The 19,614-nt window shown below is 56.9% G+C and carries 23 protein-coding genes; 11 read left to right on the top strand and 12 right to left on the bottom strand.

Annotation, left to right across the window (positions count from 1 at the left end; genetic code table 11):
- The first annotated feature begins 211 nt into the window (after positions 1 to 211).
- The 3 genes from MR825_RS08680 to spoIIID all read left to right on the top strand — a co-directional run bounded on the left by MR825_RS08680 (position 212) and on the right by spoIIID (position 2,285).
- Entirely contained in the window at positions 212 to 1,012 is an 801-nt protein-coding gene (locus MR825_RS08680; RefSeq protein WP_256174503.1) for an MBL fold metallo-hydrolase, read from the top strand.
- Positions 972 to 1,955 carry a lipoate--protein ligase gene (locus MR825_RS08675; protein ID WP_186907432.1) on the top strand — a complete coding sequence of 328 codons (984 nt, stop codon included), beginning with the start codon at positions 972 to 974 and terminating at the stop codon, positions 1,953 to 1,955. The genes MR825_RS08680 and MR825_RS08675 overlap by 41 nt, the downstream gene beginning before the upstream one ends.
- A 78-nt stretch (positions 1,956 to 2,033) precedes the next feature.
- On the top strand, positions 2,034 to 2,285 hold the full coding sequence (gene spoIIID / locus MR825_RS08670; RefSeq protein ID WP_256174504.1) for a sporulation transcriptional regulator SpoIIID: 252 nt from the start codon (positions 2,034 to 2,036) through the stop codon (positions 2,283 to 2,285).
- 573 nt (positions 2,286 to 2,858) lie between these two features.
- On the opposite strand, the gene MR825_RS08665 is transcribed toward spoIIID, so the two are convergent.
- The 6 genes from MR825_RS08665 to MR825_RS08640 form a co-directional block, all read right to left on the bottom strand.
- Positions 2,859 to 3,815 carry a sugar-binding transcriptional regulator gene (locus MR825_RS08665; RefSeq protein WP_256174505.1) on the bottom strand — a complete coding sequence of 319 codons (957 nt, stop codon included), beginning with the start codon at positions 3,813 to 3,815 and terminating at the stop codon, positions 2,859 to 2,861.
- A 211-nt stretch (positions 3,816 to 4,026) separates the two neighbouring features.
- Positions 4,027 to 5,661 carry a phosphoenolpyruvate--protein phosphotransferase gene (gene ptsP, locus MR825_RS08660; RefSeq protein WP_256174506.1) on the bottom strand — a complete coding sequence of 545 codons (1,635 nt, stop codon included), beginning with the start codon at positions 5,659 to 5,661 and terminating at the stop codon, positions 4,027 to 4,029.
- A 14-nt stretch (positions 5,662 to 5,675) separates the two neighbouring features.
- A complete protein-coding gene (locus MR825_RS08655) occupies positions 5,676 to 5,933 on the bottom strand; it encodes an HPr family phosphocarrier protein (protein WP_186907428.1) in 258 nt (85 codons plus the stop codon).
- Positions 5,934 to 5,956: 23 nt separating this feature from the next.
- Positions 5,957 to 6,274 carry a PTS sugar transporter subunit IIB gene (locus MR825_RS08650; RefSeq protein WP_186907427.1) on the bottom strand — a complete coding sequence of 106 codons (318 nt, stop codon included), beginning with the start codon at positions 6,272 to 6,274 and terminating at the stop codon, positions 5,957 to 5,959.
- A 129-nt stretch (positions 6,275 to 6,403) separates the two neighbouring features.
- A complete protein-coding gene (locus MR825_RS08645) occupies positions 6,404 to 7,885 on the bottom strand; it encodes a PTS transporter subunit IIC (protein ID WP_186907426.1) in 1,482 nt (493 codons plus the stop codon).
- A gap of 154 nt (positions 7,886 to 8,039) precedes the next feature.
- The gene (locus MR825_RS08640) at positions 8,040 to 8,492 is read right to left on the bottom strand and encodes a PTS sugar transporter subunit IIA (protein WP_186907425.1); all 453 of its coding nucleotides are present in this window, start codon (positions 8,490 to 8,492) and stop codon (positions 8,040 to 8,042) included.
- Positions 8,493 to 8,970: 478 nt separating this feature from the next.
- Here MR825_RS08640 and MR825_RS08635 point away from each other — a divergent pair, with 478 nt between their 5' ends.
- The 7 genes from MR825_RS08635 (at position 8,971) to MR825_RS08605 (ending at position 13,689) form a co-directional block, all read left to right on the top strand.
- Complete coding sequence (locus MR825_RS08635) at positions 8,971 to 9,918, top strand: phosphotriesterase family protein (protein WP_186907424.1); 948 nt, start codon at positions 8,971 to 8,973, stop codon at positions 9,916 to 9,918.
- Positions 9,919 to 10,002: 84 nt separating this feature from the next.
- A complete protein-coding gene (locus MR825_RS08630; RefSeq protein WP_287880197.1) occupies positions 10,003 to 10,386 on the top strand; it encodes a hypothetical protein in 384 nt (127 codons plus the stop codon).
- 105 nt (positions 10,387 to 10,491) lie between these two features.
- Positions 10,492 to 11,142, top strand: a complete 651-nt coding sequence (locus MR825_RS08625) for an orotidine 5'-phosphate decarboxylase / HUMPS family protein (protein WP_186907422.1) — start codon at positions 10,492 to 10,494, stop codon at positions 11,140 to 11,142.
- A 35-nt stretch (positions 11,143 to 11,177) separates the two neighbouring features.
- Positions 11,178 to 12,005, top strand: coding sequence for a BtpA/SgcQ family protein (locus tag MR825_RS08620; protein WP_186907421.1), 828 nt, complete (start codon positions 11,178 to 11,180; stop codon positions 12,003 to 12,005).
- A gap of 23 nt (positions 12,006 to 12,028) precedes the next feature.
- Entirely contained in the window at positions 12,029 to 12,736 is a 708-nt protein-coding gene (locus MR825_RS08615; RefSeq protein WP_186907420.1) for a ribulose-phosphate 3-epimerase, read from the top strand.
- Positions 12,737 to 12,746: 10 nt separating this feature from the next.
- The gene (locus MR825_RS08610) at positions 12,747 to 13,397 is read left to right on the top strand and encodes a class II aldolase/adducin family protein (RefSeq protein ID WP_186907419.1); all 651 of its coding nucleotides are present in this window, start codon (positions 12,747 to 12,749) and stop codon (positions 13,395 to 13,397) included.
- 61 nt (positions 13,398 to 13,458) lie between these two features.
- Positions 13,459 to 13,689 (top strand): hypothetical protein, encoded by a 231-nt coding sequence (locus MR825_RS08605; protein ID WP_186907418.1) that lies wholly within the window; start codon positions 13,459 to 13,461, stop codon positions 13,687 to 13,689.
- A gap of 175 nt (positions 13,690 to 13,864) precedes the next feature.
- Here MR825_RS08605 and MR825_RS08600 read toward each other — a convergent pair whose 3' ends face one another.
- The 6 genes from MR825_RS08600 to rpmH all read right to left on the bottom strand — a co-directional run bounded on the left by MR825_RS08600 (position 13,865) and on the right by rpmH (position 17,686).
- The gene (locus tag MR825_RS08600) at positions 13,865 to 14,203 is read right to left on the bottom strand and encodes a hypothetical protein (RefSeq protein WP_186907417.1); all 339 of its coding nucleotides are present in this window, start codon (positions 14,201 to 14,203) and stop codon (positions 13,865 to 13,867) included.
- A 283-nt stretch (positions 14,204 to 14,486) separates the two neighbouring features.
- A complete protein-coding gene (jag, locus tag MR825_RS08595; protein ID WP_186907416.1) occupies positions 14,487 to 15,278 on the bottom strand; it encodes an RNA-binding cell elongation regulator Jag/EloR in 792 nt (263 codons plus the stop codon).
- 43 nt (positions 15,279 to 15,321) lie between these two features.
- Positions 15,322 to 16,770: a YidC/Oxa1 family membrane protein insertase gene (locus tag MR825_RS08590; RefSeq protein WP_287880190.1), complete on the bottom strand. Its 1,449-nt coding sequence runs from the start codon at positions 16,768 to 16,770 to the stop codon at positions 15,322 to 15,324.
- A gap of 121 nt (positions 16,771 to 16,891) precedes the next feature.
- Positions 16,892 to 17,110 carry a membrane protein insertion efficiency factor YidD gene (gene yidD / locus MR825_RS08585; protein ID WP_186907414.1) on the bottom strand — a complete coding sequence of 73 codons (219 nt, stop codon included), beginning with the start codon at positions 17,108 to 17,110 and terminating at the stop codon, positions 16,892 to 16,894.
- A complete protein-coding gene (gene rnpA / locus MR825_RS08580; RefSeq protein WP_186907413.1) occupies positions 17,107 to 17,457 on the bottom strand; it encodes a ribonuclease P protein component in 351 nt (116 codons plus the stop codon). The genes yidD and rnpA overlap by 4 nt, the downstream gene beginning before the upstream one ends.
- A gap of 94 nt (positions 17,458 to 17,551) precedes the next feature.
- The gene (gene rpmH / locus MR825_RS08575; RefSeq protein ID WP_186566784.1) at positions 17,552 to 17,686 is read right to left on the bottom strand and encodes a 50S ribosomal protein L34; all 135 of its coding nucleotides are present in this window, start codon (positions 17,684 to 17,686) and stop codon (positions 17,552 to 17,554) included.
- Positions 17,687 to 18,111: 425 nt separating this feature from the next.
- Between rpmH and dnaA the strand changes: the two genes are divergently transcribed.
- Positions 18,112 to 19,425: a chromosomal replication initiator protein DnaA gene (gene dnaA, locus MR825_RS08570; RefSeq protein WP_186907411.1), complete on the top strand. Its 1,314-nt coding sequence runs from the start codon at positions 18,112 to 18,114 to the stop codon at positions 19,423 to 19,425.
- Positions 19,426 to 19,614 lie beyond the last annotated feature (189 nt).

The following is a 19,614-nucleotide window of genomic DNA, read 5'->3' as shown; positions in this document are numbered from 1 at the left end:
CGTTCAGTTGTACAATTTTCTCGGACATGGTTTACAGACTCCTTTCAGAATGGTGTGTCGCAACTTCATTCTACCAGAGTTCTGCAAACCATGTCTCTTTTTATCCTCTTTTATATTTGCGCAACTTATTTTACCTTATCTAAAAGGGGGCTATCCCGGCGCAAAAGTTGGCATATGGATTGCTCTTTTAACAGGACCGGAGGGATGGCGTATGCACACCGCAATGTTTCACTCGGTCAATTCGGGGCTCTTTTTCTGCGACGGCAAAAACGGTCTGCTGGTCGATGGGATCCATCAGGGCCGGGAAGAGGGCTGTTCGCCCATGCCGGATTTTTTATCCCTGCAGCTGCGCAAAAATACCGGCCTGTTCGCCCACCTGACCGGCGTGCTCTTTACCCACCTGCACCACGATCATTATGATGAAGAAGGCCTTGAGTCCCTGCTGCACGGGCGCCCCGATCTGCCGGTCTATGGTCCGCGTCTGCGGCGCGGCGGCGCGCTGGTGCGTCCCATTCGCGCCAATCTGCGCACCGTCCGCATGGGCGGGGCATATATCTTGGCCCGGGATACCCGTCACGACGGCGCGCGCTACCGGGAGGATCCCCATCAGTCCTACCTGATCCGCATGGGCGGCGAGCGCTTTTTCGTGGCGGGAGACGCCGCCCTCCGCCGTGCAGACGCGGCAGACTTTGCCGGCTTCTACCCGGAGCCGGTGTCGGCAGCTTTTTGCAACCTTTATCAGCTGGCCTCTCCGGAGGGACTGGACTTTCTCCGCGCCCTTGCGCCGGAGCGGATTTTTTTGTATCACCTGCCGTTTCAGGCGGACGACCGCTATCACTACCGTCAGCTGGCCCGCCAGGCGGCCCGGGCCTGCCCGGCCGATCTGCCCCGGCCGGAACGGCTGGAGCACATGGCCTGGGTGGACGGGCGGGCAGCGGATTGGGAAAACATACGGAAAGGAGCCGAAAACAATGGTCTATCTGGAGTCGCACAGCACGGATCCCTACTTTAATCTTGCCCTGGAGGAATATATCTTTGAACACATGGACCGGAGCAGGCAGTATTTCCTGCTCTGGCAAAACGACCGTACCATCGTAGTGGGCAAGTATCAAAACACGGCGGAAGAGATCAACCAAAGCTATGTGGAGGCCCACGGCATTCGGGTGGCCCGCCGCCTGTCCGGGGGCGGGGCGGTCTACCACGACAAGGGAAATTTGAACTTTACCTTTATTGTGGATCAGGCGGACAACGCCGACTTCAACTTCAACGTCTTTGTCGTCCCGGTCCTGCGTGCGCTGGAACGGTTTGGGGTAACGGCTGCGTTTAACGGACGAAACGACCTCACCATCGACGGGCAGAAGTTTTCCGGCAATTCTCAGTATGCCCGACACGGCCGCCTGCTCCACCACGGCTGCATTATGCTGGACTCCAACCTGACCAACGTGGCCGACGCTTTGAAGGTCAAACAGGCCAAATTTGATTCCAAAAGCGTCAAATCCGTCCGCAGCCGGGTGACCACCATCAACGCGCACGCCCCACGCCCCATTTCCATGGAGGAATTCAAGGCTGCGCTGCGCGCCGGTATCCTGGAGAGCGATGGTCTGGAGCCCCGGACCCTGACGCCGGAGGAGCTGGCCGCTGTAAAACGGCTTCGGGACGAAAAATATGCCACATGGGAGTGGAATTACGGCCGTTCTCCCGCTTACCACATGCGCCGTGAGCGGAAATTCAGCGCGGGACTGGTCACCATCTTCCTCCAGGCCGAGGAAGGCAGGATCAAAAGCATCCGGTTTTACGGTGACTTTTTTGGAAACGGCGACCTTGCCGAGCTGGAAGAGGCAATGGTATCGCTCAAGCTGGATCAACATCTGGAAAAGGCCCTGGAAAACTGCAGGATCGGCGAGTACCTCAACGGGATCACCGCCCATGATATCGCGCAAATGCTGCTGTACTGATCGTCCCCACCCACATATCTCCCCGTTCTGGCGCATATAAATCTGCCAGTGAAGAAACATTGCGGGGAGTGTTGCTGTTTGAAAGGGAACATCGAGGAGCGCGCCTGTCAGCTGGCGCTTTACATCATAGAAAACAAAGCGACGGTGCGCACCGCGGCCCAAAAGTTCGGCATCAGCAAATCCACGGTACATAAGGATCTGAGCGAACGTCTGCCCGCGTTTAACAGGCCCTTGTATCTCCAGGTCAAGGGCGTGCTGGAGGAAAATAAGGCGGAGCGGCATATCCGCGGCGGCATCGCCACCCGCAAGAAGTATAAGGGCGAGGAATAAAAAGGAACGTCTGCCGTCATGCAAAGAGATGGCGTACCACAAGGGAACGGTTGACGGCATCGCAGCGACACGGCGGGCACACCGGCGTGTCGCCGTATTTTTCCCCCGCCGCGGCAAAAGAGACTGCCTGCGTTTCTGCCGGCCCGGCGCCGCCTTTCCATCTGCCCGTAGCGGCGTCAGCGCCCCATAAACGGCTGAAAAGGGAAAAGGGACCGCCCTGATCGGAGCGGCTCCCTTTTCGTTATCCGTTCTTATTGCGCCTTTCCCCGTTTGATTCTTGGATCCTCACTGTCTTCCGCAAAATACCTGCAATGGTGGCATAAATGAGATCCCGCAGAACCGCTTCCGTGAATGAACGCACAGCATGCGAAAACAACCCGCCCGGAGGGAGGCCGTTCTGGACCGCATAAACGAAATCGGCCCCAAGCAAGTGCATACCGGCGTGGACGCCCGACGCGGACCGGTACACAGTGGAGGCAACAGCCCCGCCTCCTGCGCTGCGGGCGCCTTGTAATTAATTATAAAGAAAGCTGCGCTTAGCGCGCCCCCAACCGGGAAAGCGGCCGGTACCGCTTATGTCGGCCGTTCCAATCCGGACTCGCTGTCCAGCGTCAGCAAATGCCGCGCAATTTTAGAATTTGTGATCAACACGTTGCACAATCCGCCCCGCAGCGCACCCAAGATCGCTTTCATCTTAAACCGATCATTTGCAATACAGATCCGGTTTTCAGCCGTTTGAAAGATACTGCGCTTTGGGATAATCATGCGGTCATAAAGCGGGGTCTCGATAATAGCGCCATTTATATCAAAAAAATAACCCCACATACAGCCAACCGCACCGTTTTTCATCAGCGGCGCCACGTTTTTCTCCCCTATATGATCGGTCCAGTAAAGCAGCGTATCCACCCCGCTGATAAACGTGTCCACTTCCTGATGCACCCGAAAAATCTCTATGGCTGCATTGCGTTTTAGCAGCAACTGCCTGCTCTCTTCATCGTCCATCAGGTACGGCAGAAACAATCGTTTCATTTCGCACCCGTACAACACCGCCACCTGCTGCATCGTGTACATCTCGTCCACTGTTGGGTTGCTCGTATTTTCCAGCGATCCGGCCAGTTGCACGACCTTCATCCCAGGCAGCGTACGGTGCGGTTTTAGATTCTGAACCGTGGTGGCGACCGTTTTTCCGTGGGAGACGGAAAGGACACTGTGCTCGTTCAGGATGCTGGACAGATAGGATGCTCCCATACTGCATACGCTGTCAAATTCCTCCTGGATTCCAGAGTTTTCCGAGTAGGCCACCAATACGTCTTTCAATGAAAAGCGATCCCGAAGTATCTTTTCTAAATTATGGTGATTTTCAAAGGACGGTTTAATGATGATCTCCACAATCCCAAGGGCTTTCGCCTTTTTAATCAGCCTGGATACCCGGGAACGGGAAACATATATTTTGTCGGCGATCTCCTGCTGCGTCAGGTCTTGATCGTAGTACATCCGGGCAACCTCTACCAGCAAATCTATATCCTTCATGCGGCTTCCCTCCTTGCAAAGGCAGTGCTGAAAGGGTGAGTTTAAAAAATCACTTCTGAATCATTTTAATCTCTAGCACCTTTAATTTCAAGGGCAAGCTGACAGAAACCGCTGGAACAAGCTGGCTTTCGGGCAAAGCAAACATAGGGCAGAGCCTCCGCGGGCGCGTTTGATGCAAGCGGAGGCTCTGCCTTATAAAATAAAAGCTGCGCTATAGCGCGGTCGTGTCCAATTGGGTCACTGCCCTGCGTATTTCCAAGACTTTTCCCGGAACGACAGACAGCTCCCGGATCCCTGCCTTTGCATAGAAGGGCAACAGCTCCGTCTTCGCTGCCGACTCCCCACAGATTCCGCACCAGATCCCATGTGCAGCAGCGCTCTTCGCGGTATGGGCGACCAGCCGCAGAACCGCTTCATCGCCATAGTCAAATAACGCCGCCACCTTCTCATTGAGCCGGTCGGCCGCCAAGGTATACTGTGTCAGGTCATTGGTCCCAATGGAGAAAAAGTCCACCTCGGCAGCAAACCGGTCGCTCATGATCGCGGCCGAGGGCACCTCTACCATCATCCCAACCTCAATGTTCTGGGAGAAGGGGATCCCCTCCTGTCTCAGTTCCTCCTGGCACTGCTTCAGCACGGCCTTGGCCCTGTGCAGTTCCTCCAGCTTGCTGATCATGGGGAACATGATGGCCAGCGTGCCGTACACAGAAGCGCGCAGCAAAGCCCGTAATTGCGTACGGAACACATCCGGCTGGGCAAAGCACAGCCGGATGGCCCGGCAGCCCAGGGCCGAATTCTCCTCGTGGGGCAGCGGCAGATACGAGGGCACCTTGTCCGCCCCAATGTCCAGGGTGCGTACTACCACTCTTTTGCCGTTCATCCTGCGGAGGACTTGGCTGTATGCGTCGACCTGAGCCGCTTCATCCGGGAGCTCCGCTGCGTCCAGGTAGAGGAATTCACTGCGCATTAGTCCCACGCCGTCCGCGCCCTGCGCCAAAGCCGAATCGGCGTCCGCGACACAGCCGATATTGGCACACACCTCGATCCGCACGCCGTCCCGCGTAATACTTTCCTTGTCCCGAAAGGCCCTGAGGTCCTCCTGCTCTTTCAAATAGGCCGTACGGCGCGCTTCACAGGTCTGAAGCGTCTCTTCGTCCGGGTCCAGGATAACCCTTCCCCGGCTCCCGTCCACAATCACGGTCCGTCCATCGGATAGGGCATCCATCAGTCCCGGCACCCCCACCACTGCGGGAATCCCCATGGTCCGGGCTAAAATGGCCGAGTGGGAGGCGTAGGAGCCCTGCTCCGTCACAAACGCGAGCACATGACGCTTTTCCAGCTGCATGGTGTCGCTGGGAAGCATATCTGCAGCGGCGATCACCCTAGGGGCGGTCAGCGCCCGGCCCGCTCCCTTGCCGGACAGAACCGCCAACAGGCGCTGGCACAGATCTCTGACATCGGCGCTTCGGGCCTGCATGACTTCGTCCTCCAGGGAGGAAAACATTTCGGCAAACTCGGTCGCAGTGCACGTTACCGCATACTCGGCCGTATATCCCTTTTCATAAATATTGATGGAAATAGACTCCAGCCAGTCCAGGTCCTCCAGCATCATCTTATGGATATGAAAAATCTGAGCGGCAGACTCCCCCGCATCCCGGACGGTCTTTTCATACAGTTTCTCCAGCTGTTCCCCGGCCTGTTCCGCCGCTTGTTCGAATCGCCGGTGCTCCTGCTCTGCAGTCCGGGCCGACTGCGTGGAGAAGGCCGCTGTCTCTGGTCTTTCATACAGGAAAACCGGCCCGGTAACGAGGCCAGACGAGGCCGGTATCCCGGTCATGATCTCCATATGCTGCGGCCCCCTTACAGTTCTTTGGCGCAGAACTCCTCCAGCGCCCTGGCCGCCGCCGTTTCATCCGGCCCCTCCACATTTATTCGAAGCTCCTGTCCGCACTTAGCCGCCAGCTTCATTACGGCAAACAGACGCTTGGCGTCGGCGCTCTTCCCATTGGCGGATAGCTGAATCGTACAGGAGAAGCCCTGGGCCAGCTTGACCAGCAGACCTGCCGGCCTGGCATGAAGTCCCTCGGCATCCCGGATCACATAAGTAAATTCTTTCATGGCGCTTTTCTCCTCCAGCCAGGTCAGGCGCCGGCCAGGGTGTCCAGCCAGAGCTTCGTCTTCTCCTCGATCTCTGCCTCGGACATAATGTTTTTCAGGGGGATCACATAGGCTCCCTTTTGTTTTGCCGCAGCGAACTGGGGCTCCAGCGCCACGCCACAGTAGACCACGTCGTATTTCTGACCGATGGCCTTTCCCACCGACACGGTGTTCGCCTCCACATTGCATTTCAGCCCCAGCTTGGTAAACACCCGTTTGACCTTCAGGCTCACCAGCTGGCAGCAGCCGTTGCCAGCCGCACAGCACGCCAGGATATTAAACTTTTTGCTCTTGACGTCCATCTGTCTCACTCCTCCGACATGATTTGTCTTTCGTGCGCTGCATTTTACGCGGTATTTTTAACAGGGAGGGAATCCCACGGCCGATCCGGCCGTGGGATTCCCGATCCAAAAAAGGGGACCTGCGGATTCTTATAAATCCTCCCCCATGACCTGCTTGTACTGTTCCCAGTCCTCGGCGGCCAGCCAATATCCCTTCTTGTTCTTAAGATACTGAATCTGTGGGATTGCCAGCATGATGACCAGGACCAAGGCATATCCGGCCCATCCGAGATACTTCCAGATGGGGGAGAACGCCGCCAGGGTAATTGCGTTGTCCACCTGGAAACCGACCCCGCCGTACTGGGCAAAGCCGATGGTGCACGCGGCGATCCCCGCCAGGAATACGTCGGCCACCGCCACGCCGATACAGGAGACCACCAGGGCCTTGATACCGCCTCTGTGATGGGCGAAAATACCGACGGTGGCGCTGTCGAACATCATGGGGACAAACCCGACCAGGCACACGAAGGGCAGGCCGAGCAACATGCCGACCGTGGTAAAGAGGGTCATGGTCAGGGAACCCACCAGGAAGCTGATGGTAATGACCGAGCCGTTGGTTACAAAGCCGTAGAAGGCGGCGCAGTCGATGCCGGGCAGGGTGTTGGGCAGGATCTTTTCGGAGATACCGCTGAAGGCCACGGTCAGCTCAGCAACGAACATCCGCATTCCGGTCAGCAGGATCACCAGGTAAACGGGGAACTTGCCGGCGGTGTGGAAGATATACAGGGCAAAACTTGTGCTTTCAGTGAGGCTGGAGTCGATGGCCATCATACCGGGCTTTCCGATCAGGGAAATCAGCACGGCAAAGTAAATCAGCATGACGATAAAGGAGGACACATACATATCGTTGAAAATGGACAGGAAACCGGGCATCTCCATATTATCGAACTTCTTGACTTCCTTACCCTTTTTCCTGGCCTTGCGCTCCAGGTACCGGCCATACTCATAGCCGATGCGGTCCAGGATCATCTGGGTGTGCCCCACGCACATATTTGCGCCGTCGGTCAGATCCTGCGCGGGTTCCACCGTTAAGTTGGAAAGCACGCACCACTTTACCGCCAGGAAGAGGCCCACCGCCAGAATAACGGTGAAATCGTTCATCAGGGGGAACATGACCAGAAGGATCGGGACCATGTCGATGGCCTGACCGGACAGGATGTGCGCCTGGATAATAAGGGACCGGCACTTTGTGTACTTCTTCAGCAGGACCAATAGGATTGCAAAAATAAAGCCTGCCGCCATGGAAGCCATCTGCAGGCTGGTGGTGCGCCCAAAGCCCTCCAAAATGGCGGTTAGGGTCCCTGCGCCCAAGGAATCGTCATTGACGAGCAAATTCATGCCCAGGACGTTTCGCATCCCCATCATAATGGGTTGGAAGGCGTTGTACAGTCCGCCGGTGGCCGTCTGATAGACGATATAGCCGATATAGGCCTTCAGGGCGCCCATAATGGACTCCAAAACGGGGCGCTTTGTCAGCAGCTGGCCGATCAGGACCAGCACCATCATAAACATAGCTGCTCTGTCAAAGAAATTGTACCAGACCCAGCTCAATACGGATATGACGTTCTCCATATTCTCCTCTTCTTTCTTTTTGCAGTTTTCTCTGTTTTGGGGGTACCAAAATAATCTCGGTCCTTTTAACTGCCTGTGAGGGAAACTATGGGACTTTTTCCTCCTTTCCCCGGCCGGAATTTGATTCTATCATTTGAAAAGCGAAGGGAGTGGCTCAGCCCAACAGCTTTTCAAAATCCTGGGAACTTTTTGCGTTCAGCAAAGCGGTTATGGTTTCTTCATCATCAAAAATATCCGCTAATTCCATGACCGCATCCAAGTGGGCGTTCAACTCGCAGGCTGCAATGGTAAAAAAAAGCTCCGCGCCCATGTCGGGGTCGTTCTTATCATACCAAACGGGCTGGTTTACCTTTACAAAACAGATCCCCGGTTTATGGACAAGCTCCACCGCCTTGGAATGGGGCATACAGATATGGGGCGCCAAAAAGATGTAAGGTCCGTTTTCCTCCACATTGTCAATGATGCTGTCGGCATAAGCCGGCTCTGCCATGCCGGCTCGCACCAGCGGCTGAACAGAGGCCCTGACCGCCTGCTCCCAGGTCGTAAAGCATTCGTGTACTTCAAACAGGCCCTTTTGATACAGGCCTTTTAAATAATCAAGCTTCATGGCGCGCTCGCTCCCTTCAAATTACCCGTGAAGGCGGCATGCCGTCTCCACAATGGCCTCTTTCCGTTACACACAGTTCAGAAACCATATCAAGTTTGAGGCACTTTTTGAACATTGTCAATCATTTCGGGCCAATTGAATCACCTGTGCAGCTTGCTCATTTGTGCAGCTATTCTCGTTAAAATCACCATAATAGCCGTCCGCTTTTTCACGTATATCGCAAAAAAACAACGCTGGCCGCCGGATTTTTGCACAATTACGCGTATTTCATTTCAAAAATTTTCTTAAAACCGCCCCATCCGTTCCCTCGCCCCGCCGGAAGGCGAACGGTTGTGAAAAACACACCAAACAGCTTGAGTTACCCGCAAAATTTTTATATACTTGCGACGAACAGAGGAGCAAAATCCCGGCCGATTCACTTTTCAGCGCTGCTTCTCTGTCCAAAAGTGGCTATATCTTTATCTGGAGGTCTTAGAAAATGGGAAAAGTAAGAACCGTTCTGGGCGACATCGACTCGTCTGAGCTAGGGTTCACAATGGCCCATGAGCACGTGATCCATTGTCCCCGCGGCCTGTTCGCGCCGGACAATGAATGGGCCCTGCGCAATTTCAATATCCAGCTGCAGATGGTAAAAGACTATAAGTCCATTGGCGGCGGCTGCCTGGTGGACGCCATGTGCCGCGATCAGGACGGCCGCGCGCCGGCCTACCTCAAGGTCATCTCTGAAACTACCGGCGTCCATATCATTGCCGCTACCGGCGTTCCCTTCGACTATCCGGGCGACCGTGAGCCGCTGATGGACCTGTCCATTGTCTGGAAGGATAAGGATGTGGATGAGATTGCCGCCGGTTACGTCAAGGAGATCACAGAAGGCATGAACGGCACCACGATCAAGGCCGGCTGGATCAAGGCCGGCACGCAGTACTGCTACGCCACCCCTGGTGAGGTCAAGGCCCTGAAGGCCGGCGCCCGCGCCGCTATTGCCACTGGCTGCCCCATGCACACCCATACCGACGGGGGCTCCTTTGCCCTGGAGCAGTTGGAGATCGTCCTCAACGAAGGACTTCCTGCCAATCAGTTCGGCATCGCCCACATTGACCGCAATCCCGACTACTGGCTGCACAAGAAAATTCTGGAGACCGGCGCCTATTTGATCTACGACGGGCCGGGCAAAGTCAAGTACTATCCCGATTCGGTCCGTGTGGACCTGCTGCGCCGCCTGGTGGATGACGGGTTCGGCAAGCAGATCATGCTCAGCAACGATATGGGCAAGAAGAGCCATCATCAGGCCTATGGCTATGGTCCCGGCTGGGGCTTTATTAAGCAGAAGTTCATTCCGCGTCTGCTGGACGAAGGCTTCACCCAGGAGACCGTGGATGACTTCATGATCAATAATCCCGCCCGGTTCTACTCCATGAGAAAATAAAAAGCGAGGGATCTTAACATGGGAAGCAAGCGCGGTCACCACAGACAGCAGGATACCCGACAGAGTAAGGCGGCACAAGCGCGTGTGCACACCTCTCCGGACGATCCGGACGCGGAGGAACTGGACGTATGGCAGCCGGAACGGCTCTCTCTCTCAGATGGATTAAAAAAGAGTTCCACTCTGACCAAGGGGCTGTATCTGCTCATTCTGTGCGGGACAGCCTACCTGAACGTTACGGCCTGGCAGCAGCTCCCAACCCAAATCGACCTGAGGACCTGGTTCGGCTTTTCCTCTGTTACGGTCCCCAGCGCCGCTTATTGTATCGTGACCTTTCTAGTCATCGTCTATCTGGTCTATCGGGATATTGTCAACCGTTCGCTGTCCAGGCGGAAGCTGTTTATCCCACTCATTTTTTATATGGGCAACTATTTTATGATCGAATATTTGCTGGAGTCCCTGGTGGCCTGATTCCCATCGGATCGAACCCCGCCCCACCACCAAGCGGCCTGCCTGCCCGCAAGCCGGCAGGCAGGCCGCTTTTCTGTTTAAAAATTAAAAATAAGAGAGGCAAATATGAAAGCACCTTATTTACAAATCGCTTTAGATAACGAATCCCTGGAAGATGCGTTTCGTACCTTGCAGGGCGGTCTTGGAACTGAGGCAGACATTATCGAATGCGGCACTATGCTTATCCTGATGGAGGGGATGCGCGCCGTTCGGATCATGCGGGCCTGTTTTCCGGACAAAATCATGGTCGCTGACGCTCAGCTTTCCGTAGCCCATTTCGGTCCGAAGGTTTTGGCCAGTCAAGTCCAGTATGTAACTATGTTTTCCCCTGCCCGCAATGAAGTCAAGGCCGCTGTCCTGGAGCAGGCCCGGGCAAACGGACAGGATGTGCAAATTGAACTCTACGGCGACTATGGCGCCGGTTGGACGCTGGATGATCTTAAAACCTGGAAGGAAATCGGCATCAAGCAGATCATCTACGGCCGCCCCAGTTCGGCCAGCGGTCCCTGGACTTGTGAGGATGTAGAGTTTCTTCAGAAGCTATGTAACATGGGCTTTGAAGTCACAGCCACCGGCGGTATTACCTACGACGACTTGGATATGTTGGCCGGTCTGCCTCTGTTTGCCGTCATCTGTGGCCGCTCGATCCGCAATGCAAAGGACCCGGCCGCGGAAGCCCGACGCATCAAGGCACGTATGCAAAAACTGTGGGCCTGACCTCAGGAAAAAATCAGCGAAAAAGGTGATATGCTATGTGGACTGACGATATGTTTGGCGTAAAAAAGCCGATTTTTACCATGCTGCATTTGGATCCCCTCCCGGGCGATCCCCGGTTTCATTACGGCCACTGCATGGAGCGCGTGGTCGAACACGCCCGCGCAGACCTCCATGCGCTTCAGGACGGCGGTGTGGATGGTATTATTTTTTCCAATGAGTTCAGCCTGCCCTACGAACGGCACATGAGCTTTGTGACGCCGGCCGCCATGGCCCGCGTCATCGGCGAGCTCAAGTCGGAGATCTGCGTTCCTTACGGCGTGGACTGCATTTCGGACGGACTGGCGGCCATTGAGCTGGCGGCCGCCGTGGACGCAAAGTTCATCCGCGGCACCTTCAGCGGAGTCTACGTGGGTGACGGCGGACTTTACAACAATGATTTTTCCCATTTGCTGCGCCGTAAGGCTGCGCTGCACTTGGATGAGCTGAAGATGCTGTACTTCATTAACCCCGAATCCGATCGCAATCTGGACCCGCGCCCGCTGGTGGATATCGCCAAATCCACGATCTTCAAGGCGCATCCCGACGGGCTTTGCATTTCCGCCAATGCGGCCGGGCAGGATGTCGACGACGCCCTAATCGCCAGCGTGAAGAAAGGCGCGCCTGACGTGGTGGTCTTGTGCAACACCGGCTGCCGCCCCGATACCATCGAGCAGAAGCTCTCCTCCGCTGACGGCGCGGTGGTAGGCACCTATTTTAAAGAGGGCGGTCGTTTGGAAAACGACCGCCTGGAGAACGTACGTGTGGATGTCAACCGTGTCAAAGAATTTATGGACGTGGTAAAGGCGCTGCGCGCAAAACGGTAAGGCGCAGAGAAAGGACGCTCGACATGAAACGAATCATCCCTTCCGCCGCCTCAGCCAATCAGCTTTTCCTGGCAGAGGAGTTGGGCGCCTTCCCGAAGGATACGCCCCTGCATATTGATATTGAGGATGGCAATTTCGTCAATAATATCACCTTCGGAATGCGTACTGTGCGCTCCATTGCCGCCCTGTTCCCCAATCCCCTGTGCTTTCATTTTATGGCCAAAAACCCCAGTCAATATTTTGGGGAAATCGCCAAATGCAACGCGCGGGAGGTGGCAGTCCACTTTGAGGAATTGCCCTATCCTTCAGAGGAACTGTGCGCCCTGAGGCAGTTGGGCCTGATCCCCGGACTGGCCATCAATGTAAAAACCCCGGTGGAACAGGTGGCTCCCTTCTTTGAGTACATTGACTTTTTGCTGCTCATGACCATGGACTGCGGATTTGGCGGCACCAATGGACTCGGCTTCTGCGGAGCCAGCCACGACCGCATTCGCACCGCCAGAAACCTGCTTCCCGCCGGTAAAGAACTCTGGGTGGACGGCGCCATGGATGAGACCGAGATGGGCAACTGCTTCCATCTCGGGGCCGATGCGGTCATCGCCGGACGGCTCATCTTTCCGGAAAAAAAGGCGCAGGAAGGCTCTGCCCGCCGGGCCTACCTTCCAAGCGAGCGCGAACACTCGCCCGCCGAACTGCTGGCCCGTTACACAGATCAGTATTGTCTGAAATAAGGTGATCGTTATGTATGAAAAAGAAAAGCAGTCTCTGATCGACTGCGCTCTGGAACTGAAACGATGCCGCCTGATTACGCTGTGCGGCGGAAATGTATGTGTTCGCCTGGCGGACGGCAATATTGCCGTGACCCCCTCCGGCCTGGATTATGAAGTTATGACGGCAGACGACATTTGTATCGTGGACTCTATGGGGAAGCGGGTGGAGGGTCACCGGCGGCCCACCTCCGATCTGGATGCCATCCTCTTTATTTTTCAGAAAATGCCCGGGGTGAATGCCACGATTCATACCCATCAGCCTTGCGCTACCGCGCTTGGCCTGATCGCGGACGTCTTTCCTGCCTGCCTGGTTTCCCAAATCGACGCCTTGCAGGGCGATGTCCCCGTGGCTCCGTTCACTCCCTCTTCCGATAAGGGGATGGGAGAGTTGACCGTGCAATATGCCAATGGTTCCAATGCGGTGATTCTTCGCAGCCATGGCGTGATGGCGTTCGGTTCCTCCCTCCAAATTGCCCTGTATGCAGCGGTCTATCTTGAGGAGGCTGCGCAAACCTATCTGACCGCCCTGGCCACCGGCCGCCAGGTCCAGCCCCTTTCCCCGGAAATGGTCAAGGCTGAATTGGGCGAGCCGGATTCCTGGGCCAACTATCTTCAAACGTAATTGACTTGCGGCGACTTTGACGCTAAACTTTAAATATCATCAAACAAATGAGGGCTGCGCTATGGAATGGAAACTGGGGAAGCTGATCAAAAATAGGACTTATAAGCTCTGGGGCGTCAACCTCTTTGATTATGAGTGGACCGACACCGGAGAGACCGCGTATCTGAAAGATTATACCGATGGGATCCGAAAGAATTTCAAAGTATATTCCATTGAGGTTGGCGGGGAAACTCATTATTTCGCCGCAATGGAGCGGGGCGCTAATACCTGGCTCTTCTTTATCGGCCAATAAATCTATCCTGTCTGTTGCGCTTTCTCCACCCGGATCTGGCTTGAAAAATCGAAATTGGTCAGACACAAACGAACATGCCGCAGGCTATAGCCTGCGGCATGTTCGTTTGTTGACACACTTTTCCGAGTTCGCCGCCCGCAGGCTGCCTTCAAGCCCGCACCGCTTTTTGCCTCTGTTACAGGGCGCAAAAGCGCACCAGCACGGCCGCCAACACGCCCAGGATGGCGGCTGACACCGCCAGATCCAGCATCAAACCGAAGGAAAGGCCACGCCGGCGGGGGAGGGGGGCTTCCGGGCGGGAGGGCGCCTCCCGCTCTTCCGCAGCAGAGGTTTTCCCGGCCCCGCGGTAGTCCGCGATATTTACTACCTTGGCCTGCGCCGGGCGCTGTGTGGAGACACGGCGGGGTACAAAGGCGTAGCAGACGCTCTCCGTTCCGCCGCTGGCTCTGCAGCCCTGCGCATCGGCACAGATGGTCAGGCGTTTGGCGTCTAAGCTGTAATAAATCGTCTCCATGGCGTTTCCCTCCTGATCGGTCCTTGACAGACCTATCGTACCCCATAATCAGTCCCATAAAACGGTCCTTTAATTGCTGCCTCTTAAAAACAATTGTTCTATAGAACTTTAGTTCGATCAAATTATATAACATATGTTCGAGTTTGACAAGGGGGTTTTTCAAAAAGTTTTCCACATTTTTGTCCCGCATGGGGATAAAAAACGGGCCTTTCTCCAGATATGTTCCGGAGAAAGGTCCGTTTTGATGCACGCCGCTTCCCTGCAGCCTGGGTCAGGTCCGGCTTCAGCGCCGCTCGCCCCGGCTGAAGGCCACTACCGTGCGGCGGTTGGGCTCTGTTCCGATGGAGTAGGTGGTCACGTCGGGATAATCCTGAAGCGCGGTGTGGATCACATGGCGCTCGTAGGCGTTCATGGGCTCCAGGGTAACGTTGCGGCGATACTTGACCACCTTGCCCGCCACCTTGCGGGCCAGGCGGACCAGGGATTCTTCCCGCTTGGCGCGATAGCCCTCGGCGTCCACATGGATGCGCACGCGCTTGGACTGTCCGTGGTTGACGGCATAGCCGGTAAGCTGCTGGATGGCGTCCAGGGTCTCGCCCCGGCGGCCGATCAGGCCGCCCAGATGTTCGCCCACCAGCTCTACCTGATAGTTGCCCTCATCATCCAGCTGCACCACCGGGCGGGCGACGGAGCCCATGTGCTCCAGCAGGCCGGTGATGAACTGTACGATCTGTTCCGTCTTTTCCCCATCTGTGGGGGCGACGGGCCGGGGCGCGGATGCCGCCTCGACCGGCTTGGATTCTGCCTTCGGCGCGGCAGGGGCCTTGGCGGTGGGGGCGGCTTTGGCCGGCGGAGCCGCGGCAGGCGCCTTCTTTACGGGGACCTGCTCGGGTTCATCGGGGGCCTCGTAGGTCACCTTCACCTTGGCCGGACAGCTTCCGATGCCCAGAAAACCGGACTTGGCCCGCTCCAGGATCTCCACGGAGACCTCGTCCCGATCCATACCCAGCTTGGCCAGGGCGGCCTCGATGGCGGCGTCCTCGGTCCTGCCGGTGCTTTCAATCCATTTCAGCATTGGGTATATCTCTCCTTATGATGGAACCAACGGCAGGCTGCCGTTACTCCTTGTCCTTGTCTTCCGGCTCTTCCGACTCTTCCGCATAGGGAGCCTCGGCTTCCGCCGCGTCATAATCGGGGGCTTCATAGGTAGGAGTCTCCAGGACGGGCGTCTCGCTCAGCCCTTCAGGGGCGGCGCCGGCCTGCTCCTCCCGGATAGCCTCCACAATCGCTTCGTCGGCGGCCTGCTCCAGAGCGACCTGTTCCAGTTCGTCGGACTCCTTCTCCAGCGCCCTGGTGTCTTCCTTCTTCTGGAAAACAGGGGCGGCGCCCGGATAAGCGGTAGGGCCTTCGGCGCTGTAGCGGTAGGGATCATAGGCGCGGCCGCGGGCATACTGACGCATCCCGACCCGGCTGGCCTCTTTCACCGCGCCGGGGATCTTTTCCTCCTCCTCGGCGGGCTTTTTCTCAGCTTTCTTCTTCCTGCCCTTATTCTGCTTTTCTTCCTCCAGACGGCGGGCGCGCTCTTCAGCGGCAAGGCGGCGGCGCTCCTTCTCCTCCTCTTTTTCCTGGCGTTCCCGCTCCGCCTGCTGCGCGGCGGCCTTTTCATAGTCCTTCTTCAGCAGCTTGCCGCAGAGGAATTCCTGGAGCATGGACAAAAGGTTGTTGGCGATCCAGTATACGCACAGGGCGGCGGGCATGGCAAAGCCGATCCACAGAGACATCAGGGGGGAGACGATGAGCATGCTTTTGGCCGTGGCGTTGTTGGCCGCCTGGGCGCTCTTCTGGTTGACGGAATTCGTCTTCATGGAGATAAGGGAGAACACGAAGCCCGACGCGGCGGAGATGACCGGCAGCAGGAACAGGCCAAAGCCTCCGCTGATGGTCCAGAACTTCAGCTGGGGCGTCTGGGACAGGTCGATCAGGCCCAGAAAATCAAAATTGATGGAAAAGATCTTGCTTCCGGCCTCGCCCACGGCGGCCTGGACGGAGGCCAGGTTCTCCGGGGTGATGAGAGAGGCCAGATAGAGCTGGTTGTAACCGGTATTGGCAAAGCTGTCGGCCGCTTCCTTGATCCAGCCCATATCCAGCGCGGCGCTGTTCCACTGCACGGCGTTGGCCACCGCGTTGAGCAGATCCTGGGAATTGACGCCCATCATATACTTCAGGGGCTGGCGGATGATGGCGTACAGGGGGAACAGGATCAGCAGGGGAACGAAGGACCAAAGGCAGCCGCTCATGGGGTTGACCTTTTCCTTCTCGTAGAGCTTCTGGAGCTCCAGGTTATAGCGCTCTTTGTCCTTGCCGTACTGCTTCTGGAGCTTCTGCATCTTGTCGGAAAGCATGTTCATCTGGATCATGCTGCGCTTTCCCTTCAGGGAGAAGGGGAAGAGGATCAGCTTGACCACGATGGCAAAGAAAATGAGCGCCAGACCATAGCTGCCGAAGAGATTGTAAAAAACGGTCAGCAGCCATACGAAGGGGGAGAGGATGATCTGTGCAAAATCCATTTGGACGCCTCCAAGTTTCATTTGTGGTCCCGCTTCAAAGCCGGTTTCAGTACCTGCCGAAGGACGGGCGGGCGGCGCGGCGGCCGTTCCGCCGGCATTCTGCAGAAGGCTCCGTCCGGCTCTAAGGGACGGGGTCGTACTCGATGGACGCCTGACGGTGGAAGGGCTGGCATTTCAGAATACGCCGCAGGGCCAGCGCGCCCCCCTTGAACGCGCCGTACTTCTCCACCGCCTCCAGGGCGTACGCCGAGCAGGTGGGGATGAAGCGGCAGCAGGGGGGACGGCAGGGGGAAATGTACTTGCGGTAGGCCCCGATCAGGGCCAGCAGCAGCCGTTTCACGAGCGTGCCTCCTTTTGCAGCAGACCCAGCTTGTCCGCCAGCTGGAGCAAGCTGCGCTCGATCTCCCGGTAGGGGGCGCGGCCGGCCCGGACCCGGGCCACCACGACCAAATCGTATCCGGGAAGAAACTGCTCCTCATGGAGGCGGTAGGCCTCTCGGATACGGCGGCGGGTGCGGTTACGGCACACGGCCTTGCCTACTTTCACCCCCACGGTGATCCCCAGCCTGCTGCGCCCCTGCCGGTTTTTCCGGCAGTACAGGGCCAAGCAGGGGCAGACGGCGCTCTTTCCCTTGCTGTAAAGACGGCGGAATTCATGGTTCTGCTTGAGGGAGACGGTATGTTTCACGCTGCTTTCCCCTTTTTCTCTGCATGCTGCGCAGGGGCGGTAGGATCGCTCCTCCGCCCCTTTTATGAAAGCCCTATTCCGTTTGCTGCGCGCATCAGTGGGTCAGACGGGCGCGGCCCCGGGCGCGGCGGCGCGCCAGCACCTTGCGGCCATTGGCGGTACGCATGCGCTTGCGGAACCCGTGCTCCTTGGAGCGCTGGCGCTTCTTGGGCTGATAGGTACGAACCATTTTGGGTACACCTCCTGTACGAAAATCAAGCGGAGTTTCCCCCGCCCACCACAACAGCCGGACGGGCCCGGCTGCGGTCGTCAAAGTAAAATTGCTTTACACCGCATGAGACCACACGATGCAGATGATATTATAGCCTATTTCAAAATGGCCTGTCAACTATATTTTTTCCCCTTGGATGCATCTTTTTTTACAACCTTTTTCCCGGTACAACATATTGTGTCCCCCAGCCCCTTCCAGCTCAAGTCCCGCCTCTTTTCCCCTGCCGCACGGGGCCGCCCCCTTCCAGAAAACGGGGCGGCGCGCTTCCTCCCTCCTTCTCCCGTTTTATTTTTATAATGTATGAGGTGAAAATGTTGCTTGAGAACGGTTTTTCTGGTATAATGAATCGATTGAAACTTCACACGAAAGGGGTGGTATCCGGGATGAATTCCCCGGCTGATATCTGGGCCAAGGTGCTCACCCTGATGGAGGGGGAGATGACCGCCACCACCATCAACACCTGGTTCGACGACGCCATCGCCGTCTCCCTGGACGAGGATACCTTCGTCCTGCACACGCCTTCCAACTTCAAACGGGACATCATCGTCTCCCGGTATGTGCCCGCCATCCAAAAGGCCCTCCACGAGCTGTTTTCCGCCGACTTCAAGGTCACGGTGCTGGGAGAGGGAGAGCTGGAAGGGTACGGCAAGCCGGCGGACGAGACTTTTTTGCCCGGCACGGAGGAATATACCTTCGAGCGCTTTGTGGTGGGCGCGTCCAACAAGTTCGCCCATGCCGCCGCCCTCGCGGTGGCCGAGCGGCCCGCCCAGACCTATAACCCCCTGTTCATTTACGGGGAATCCGGCCTGGGCAAGACCCACCTGCTCTACGCCATCGCCCACAAGATCCATGCCGGCAACCCCAATTTCCGCATCGTGTATATCAAGGGCGACTCTTTTACCAACGAGCTCATCCAGGCCATCCGGGAGGGCCGCAATCAGGAATTCCGGGAGAAGTACCGCTACGCCGACGTGTTCTTGATGGACGACGTACAGTTCATCGCCGGCAAGGAGAGCTCCCAGGAGGAGATGTTCCATACCTTCAATACGCTCTACGAGGCCGGACGGCAGATCGTCTTTACCGCCGACCGTCCCCCCAAGGAGATGCTGCGGCTGGACGACCGGCTGCGCACCCGGTTCGAGTGGGGCCTGCCCGTGGACATCCAGCCCCCCGACTACGAGACCCGCGTGGCCATCATCAAAAACAAGGCCATCCGCCGGGGCATGAATCTGCCCGACCCGGTGCTCCAGTACATCGCCGACAACATTACCTCCAACGTGCGCCAGATCGAAGGCACCGTCAACAAGATCCTGGCCTTCCAGGAGCTGATGGGGGAAAGCGTGGACGTGGACACCGTCACCCGGGCGGTGCGGGACATGTTCAAGGACAAGGCCGACTTTCTCCCCTCCTCCGACGTCATCATCGAGGAAGTCAGCAAATTCTACAACATCGACGCCGAGGCCATCCGCGGGCAGGGACGTACCAAGGATACCGCCCTGGCCCGGCAGATCGCCATGTACCAGATCCGCCGCATGACCAACCTGTCCCTGAAAGAGATCGGCCGGGAATTCGACAACCGCGACCATACCACCGTCATGCACTCCATCGAACGGGTGGAAAAGCTGATGAAGCAGTCCCCTGAGGTGGCCGAAGTCATCAAGGATATCAACACCAACATCAACGCCCGGTACGAATAGAAGCGGATGTTTGTTTTTTCCACATTTCCACCGCTTTTTGTGCAGATGTGGACAACGTAAGGGGGAAAACCCGGCCCCTTTCCCCCTCTGTGGGGAAAAGCCGCTGTTTTCTCCCCAATCCCTGTGGACGCGCTTTTTCTTGCCCGCGAACGCTTTGCGGCGGTTTTCCACATCTTTTTTCCCTACGGC

The organism is Lawsonibacter sp. (genome assembly GCF_022777125.1).
Classification (GTDB): Bacteria; Bacillota; Clostridia; order Oscillospirales; family Oscillospiraceae; genus Lawsonibacter_A; species Lawsonibacter_A hominis.
Note: the sequence above shows the minus strand (reverse complement) of the source record. Positions and strands in the feature narration are given on the sequence as shown.